Origin of the sequence: Pseudomonas sp. REP124, assembly GCF_020164475.1 — a bacterium.
Taxonomy (GTDB): domain Bacteria; phylum Pseudomonadota; class Gammaproteobacteria; order Pseudomonadales; family Pseudomonadaceae; genus Aquipseudomonas.
The window spans coordinates 1-5,388 of sequence record NZ_JAIQWX010000242.1; the positions used below are offsets into that span (position 1 = coordinate 1).

Annotated in this window: 5 protein-coding genes; 4 read left to right on the plus strand and 1 reads right to left on the minus strand. The window is 60.9% G+C overall.

Annotation, left to right across the window (positions count from 1 at the left end; genetic code table 11):
- Positions 1–27 precede the first annotated feature (27 nt).
- Positions 28–495, minus strand: coding sequence for a lecithin retinol acyltransferase family protein (locus K9857_RS29465; RefSeq protein WP_224541962.1), 468 nt, complete (start codon positions 493–495; stop codon positions 28–30).
- 511 nt (positions 496–1,006) lie between these two features.
- Between K9857_RS29465 and K9857_RS29470 the strand changes: the two genes are divergently transcribed.
- The 4 genes from K9857_RS29470 (at position 1,007) to K9857_RS29485 (ending at position 5,343) form a co-directional block, all read left to right on the plus strand.
- Complete coding sequence (locus K9857_RS29470) at positions 1,007–1,666, plus strand: hypothetical protein (RefSeq protein ID WP_224541964.1); 660 nt, start codon at positions 1,007–1,009, stop codon at positions 1,664–1,666.
- Positions 1,667–1,857: 191 nt separating this feature from the next.
- A complete protein-coding gene (locus K9857_RS29475) occupies positions 1,858–2,703 on the plus strand; it encodes a DUF6502 family protein (protein ID WP_224541966.1) in 846 nt (281 codons plus the stop codon).
- The gene (locus tag K9857_RS29480; protein ID WP_224541968.1) at positions 2,700–4,508 is read left to right on the plus strand and encodes a DUF5666 domain-containing protein; all 1,809 of its coding nucleotides are present in this window, start codon (positions 2,700–2,702) and stop codon (positions 4,506–4,508) included. Before K9857_RS29475 ends, K9857_RS29480 begins: the two co-directional genes overlap by 4 nt.
- Positions 4,509–4,593: 85 nt before the next feature.
- A complete protein-coding gene (locus K9857_RS29485) occupies positions 4,594–5,343 on the plus strand; it encodes a hypothetical protein (protein WP_224541970.1) in 750 nt (249 codons plus the stop codon).
- Positions 5,344–5,388: the final 45 nt, after the last annotated feature.

Sequence of the window (5,388 nt, forward strand, 5' to 3'; positions counted from 1 at the left end):
TCAAAAGATCGCAGCCTGCGGCAGCTCCTACACGGCACCTGCGCAATTCCACCAGAACCGGACCTGCATGAGCAGCTTGAGAGCCTTGAGCGGATGACGCAGGCCTTCGCGCACCTGCGGGCTCTGGCTTTTCCCGAACAGGCACCAGTAGCAGAAGTGCTCGCAATTGTTGGTCAGCAGCCGGTAGCGGGCCTCGCCAACTCTGGAGAGCGCGCGCTCCAGCACCTGCGCCGCTGCGAAGCCGGCTTTGGCGTGGCTTCTTACGCTGACTTGCCTGCCATTGGCGAAGCGGCTCAGGGAAATGATCTCGATCGGACCGGTCTGAAAACCGCCGCACATGCCGGCGTAATGGATGACCTTGCCTTCTCCCAGATAGATGCCGTGGTGGGTATAGCCGTTACGGGAGGTGATCAGGTGACTGCCGGGCGCTGCGTCGACCAATGACGACCCGTTCAGGTCGACCCAGGGTGAAGCGGTGTGAAGGAAGGTGTTCATGGCCGGCTGCGCTTTTGTCGGGAGTCCTGACAGTGGCTACGCACAAACCGCGCCATGAAAATCGCCCCGGATTCACGGGCGTTGAGCCGGTTTTCGGGGGGTTCGAATCATCAAAACATTCATCCAGATTTTTCATTTGATCAAATGATCAAACAACAACCCCTGTAGGAGCTGCCGCAGGCTGCGATCTTTTGATCCTGAAAGATCGCAGCCTCGTTTCACTCGACAGCTCCTACAGAAATTCAGGGTCGACCACAGGTTTTGCATCCACCACAAAACCTGTGGGAGCGAGCCTGCTCGCGATGAACGCCAGAACACCTCGGGGTATCAGGCAGCCAGCGGCAACCCGACCAACCACCGGTCGGCTTTTCCCTGCGCCCCTTGAACGTGCGTCCAAACGGGTCTAGTTTTTCGATGTGGGAAAATATCCCACGCACAGAATTCCAACAAAAATTAAGACCATTCCCGACTTGATTCGACGTTTCTCGCGGTAATGACCAGGAGGCGGAATATGCAAGTTCAAGCAGTGTTCAAACGGGCTCTATTGGCGATGGCCATCGGTGGTGTGCTGTCGGCGTCCATTGTTTTGATTCCTGATTCGATTTCCCACGACTCCAGCGCTTACGCCAAAGAAGGTGGCGGACATGGCGGCGGGGGTGGTGGAGGAGGCGGCGGTGGCGGTGGTGGTCACGGCGGTGGAGGCGGAGGAGGTAACGGAGGCGGTGGTGGTGGCGGTAACGGCGGTGGTCACGGTGGCGGCGGCGGAAACGGAGGCGGCCATGGTGGAAATGGCGGCGGTAGCGGAGGTGGCGGTAACGGCGGCGGTCATGGTGGCGATAGTGGCGGCCACAGTGGCAGCGGTCACGGCTCGGCGGGCTCGGACCACGCTGGGAACTCGAATTCCGGACGCAACGGCAATCATGCTGAAGCCGGTGACGATCACGGCAATCACGCTGGTGGAGAGCCTGGCGATGATCATGGCAATCATGTGGGCGGTGAGCCCGGGGACGATCATGGCAATCATGTTGGGGGCGAGCCTGGCGACGACCATGGCAATCATGTTGGCGGCGAGCCTGGTGATAATCGTGGCAACCATGTGGGTGGCGAACCGGGTGATGACCGCGGCGTTCACGTCGGGGGCGAAGCGGGGGATGACAATAGTCGCAGCTGACTCGCATAAATGAGATCTCATACAAAACCTCGGGGGCGGGTTTTGTATGAGATGCAACCTGATTCAATACGCCCCATTCAATGCATGCGTTGCGAAACCTTGCAGCTGTCCCGGATAAAGAAGGCAACAAGCTCGTATGGGATTTTTTCCCGCGTCGTTATACTGGGGTCAACTGTCAAGGAATTCGCTGAATGCAATCGCCAACACTCCCTCCCTCTCTGATAAGTGCCCTGCGCCGGGTCATGCGCCCGCTGGTGCGCCTGATGCTGCGCAAAGGGGTCACTTACACGGTGTTCGCCGATCTGCTCAAGGAAGTCTTCGTCGATGTGGCCGATCGGGAATTCCGCCTGGACGACAAGGCCCCGAGCGACAGCCGCATCAGCCTGCTGACCGGGGTTCATCGCAAGGATGTCCGGCGGCTGCGCAGCGAAAGCGAAGCGTCGGTCTCGACCCTGCCGGAAAACATCACCCTGGGCGCGCAGTTGGTCAACGCCTGGACCACCTGCCAGCCATTCTGCAAACGTTCCGGTCACGCATTGCCGTTGCCTCGACTGGCCAGCGCCGGTGGTGACTGCTCCTTCGATGCCCTGGTGGCGAAAATCAGTACCGACATCCGCGCACGGGTGGTGCTCGACGAGTGGTTGCGTCTGGGCGTGGTGCGGCTCGACGAACAGGATTGCGTGCACCTTGAAGCCCAGGCCTTCGTGCCGCAGAAGGGCTTCGATGAAAAGGCCGCGTATCTGGGCCACAACCTGCACGACCATGCCAGCGCCGCGGTGCATAACCTGAGCGGCGACGGCGAACCGCTCTTCGAACGTAGCGTGCACTATGATTCTCTGAGTGCGGTCAGCGTCGAGAAACTGCGCGAGGCCGTGGCCAGCGAGGGCATGCAGACGCTGCTGGAGTTCAGCCGGCTCGCCGCGGATCTGGAAAACGCGGATACGCCTGCGATCGACAAACGCCAGCGCATCACCATCGGACTTTATTTCTACACTGAGCCCACAGAGCCCCATTCGCCGGTGAAACCCGCACCATGATTTCCCTCAAGCGCTGCTTCAGTGCCGTCACGCTCGTCCTGGTGCTGGGTTTGAACCCGGTGACTTCGGCGTGGGTGGACGCAGCGCCGGCGTGTGTGAGCCGCGATGAAGTGGGCATGGCCGGTGCAACCGGCATGCAGTTTCCGGGTGGCACCGGCGGAACCGGCGTCAGCAGCGAAACCAGCGGCATGGGCAACGGCGCCGGCGCGCCTGTTACCCGGCAGCGTCCTGGCGGCACCGGTGGCACCGGCGCGGTGGCGGCCGGCGTGGACGGTCCCGCCATTCATCGTGACAACGGTGGCGTGGGCGGCACCGGCGCACCGATCTTCAGTCCGGGTGGTACCGGCGGCACCGGTATCGTCGGCACCATCACCGGCTTCGCCTCGATCTGCGTCAATGGCATGGAAGTGCATTTCGGCAAGGACGTGCCCGTCAGCGAAAACGGCGTCGCCGCCAGCAGCGAGCATCTGGCGATCGGTCAGGTGGTGGCCGTGGAAGCCTTCCCGACCAAGCGCGGCCTGCAGGCCGGGCGCATTTCGATCATCAACGTCTATGAAGGCCCGCTGACGGCGCTGCCCAATGCCAGGGCGCCGCTGCGGGTCATGGGACAACCGGTGCGCCTGGCGGCAGGCGCCCGGGTTGCCGAAGGGCTGCGGCCGGGCGATCCGGTGCGGGTCAGCGGTTTGCGTGATGCCCAGGGTCAAGTGGTGGCCAGCCGCATCGAACGGGCGCCGGGCCTCAAGGAAGCCAGCGCCATCGGTACAGTCGATCGCACCGGCACGCTGCAAGGGCTGAAACTGGGCACTCGTGTGGCCCCGTCTCAGGAAGTGCTGGTGCGTGGCCAGTGGTCCGGTCGCCAGCTGGAAGTGGCGCAAAGCCGTCCCGATCCGAGCCTGCCGTTTGCCGGTCGGGTGCGCGAAGCCGTCATCGAAGGGCTTGTGCAGAGCAAGCAGGATGGTCGCGTGGTGGTGGGCGGCTTCAACGTGAAACTGGGTCGCGACACCGTGTTTGTCGGCGAGGGCTCCGCAGCATTGGCCGTGGATCAACGGGTGCGGGTGAGCGGGGTGTTCAGTGGTGGTCGAGAAGTGCGGGCAACCCGTGTCGAGTTCAACAATGAACGCATCGATAACTCGGGGCGCGGTCGGATGGAGCGTGGCACCGGGCAGGATTCGGGGCATGGCTCCGATGATTCGCGCGGCTCCAATAACGCAGATGATCGCAGCAGTAGCGGTCATGGAAGCGGCGACTCAAGGGATCGCAATGAAAGCCTCGATGATCGCAGTGGCAAGGGTAGCGGCAGCGATCACGTCGACCGCAGTGAAAGCGGCAAGTCCGAATCGGTGGACAAGTCAGGCAAGTCCGAGCGCGGTGAGAAGGTTGAGCAGCCTGAAAGGATCGACAACAGCGGACCGTCCGACAAGATTGAAAAAGTCGAGAGAATCGACAATAGCGGGCCGTCTGACAGGGTCGAGAGGGTAGAGAAGGTTGAAAAAGTCGAAAAGGTAGAGAAAGTCGAGAAGGTCGAGAAGGTCGAAAAAGTAGAAAGAGTGGAAAAGGTCGAGAAGGTGGAACGACCGGAAAAAGTTGAAAAAGTAGAGAAAGTGGAGCGACCGGAGAAGGTCGAAAAAGTAGAGAAAGTAGAGCGACCGGAAAAGGTCGAGAAGGTGGAAAAAGTAGAACTCCCGGAGCGCGTTGAGAAAGTCGAACGACCCGAAACAGTGGAGAAGATCGAAAAGCCCGAGAAGGTAGAGAAAGTCGAGAAAACCGAGAAGGCAGAACGTCCGGATCGATCAGGCCGCCAGTGAGCGGCGCAGTCATTTCTACAACCGGTCAATAAGCAACTAGGCTGGGTAAGTCCGATCACAGTTCTCGACAGGACTTGAGGTGAAGATGAGACCCATGCTTTCCCTTTTTGCCAGTGTGCTGGCAAGTCTTTCGGTACCGGCTCTGGCCGATACCTTCAGCACCGCCATCGGCGTCGATTACTCCAGCGGCGACTATGGCACGGGCACCACCTCGGAAATCTGGTACGTGCCGGTCGTGGCCAAGTACGAAACCGGCCCCATGATCTACAAGGTCACCGTCCCTTGGCTGCGCATCACCAACCCCGAAGTCGGCCCCGATGGCGATCCGTTGCCCGGTGGTTGCAGGGACGTTGAAAGCGGCATGGGCGATACCGTCACCAGCGTCGATTACGCGGTGCTCGATGGCAGTGAAGGCGGGCTGCTGGTGGATCTGATCGGCAAGGTCAAGTTTCCCACCGCCGATGAAGACCAGTGCCTGGGCACCGGCAAGACCGACTACACCGCCCAGGTCGACGTGGCCAAGGGCTTCGGCCGGGTGACCGGCTTCGCCACTTTGGGCTGGAAGAAGTACGGTGACCCGACGGGTACCGATTTCGACGACCCGTTCTTTGCCACTCTGGGTTTTGCCATGCCCGTGGCCACCCGCACATCGGCGGGGCTTTCCTATGACTGGCGGGATAGGGTTGTCTCCACCGGTTCGCAGATTCAGGAACTGACCCTGTTCCTCACCCACAGGCTCAATCATGAGTGGAAAGTCCAGCTGTATGCGGTCAAGGGGTTTTCCGATGCCAGCCCGGATGCCGAGGGTGGATTGATGCTGTTCCATACCTTCTGAAAGATTTCTTTGCCTGATACATCGCCTTCGCGGGCAAGCCTCGCT

What these genes read in the sequence shown, in the direction of transcription:
- K9857_RS29470 (WP_224541964.1), top strand. Translation starts at nt 1,007, where the DNA reads ATGCAAGTTCAAGCAGTGTTCAAACGGGCTCTATTGGCGATGGCCATC.
- K9857_RS29465 (WP_224541962.1), bottom strand. Translation starts at nt 495, where the DNA reads ATGAACACCTTCCTTCACACCGCTTCACCCTGGGTCGACCTGAACGGG.
- K9857_RS29480 (WP_224541968.1), top strand. Translation starts at nt 2,700, where the DNA reads ATGATTTCCCTCAAGCGCTGCTTCAGTGCCGTCACGCTCGTCCTGGTG.
- K9857_RS29475 (WP_224541966.1), top strand. Translation starts at nt 1,858, where the DNA reads ATGCAATCGCCAACACTCCCTCCCTCTCTGATAAGTGCCCTGCGCCGG.
- K9857_RS29485 (WP_224541970.1), top strand. Translation starts at nt 4,594, where the DNA reads ATGAGACCCATGCTTTCCCTTTTTGCCAGTGTGCTGGCAAGTCTTTCG.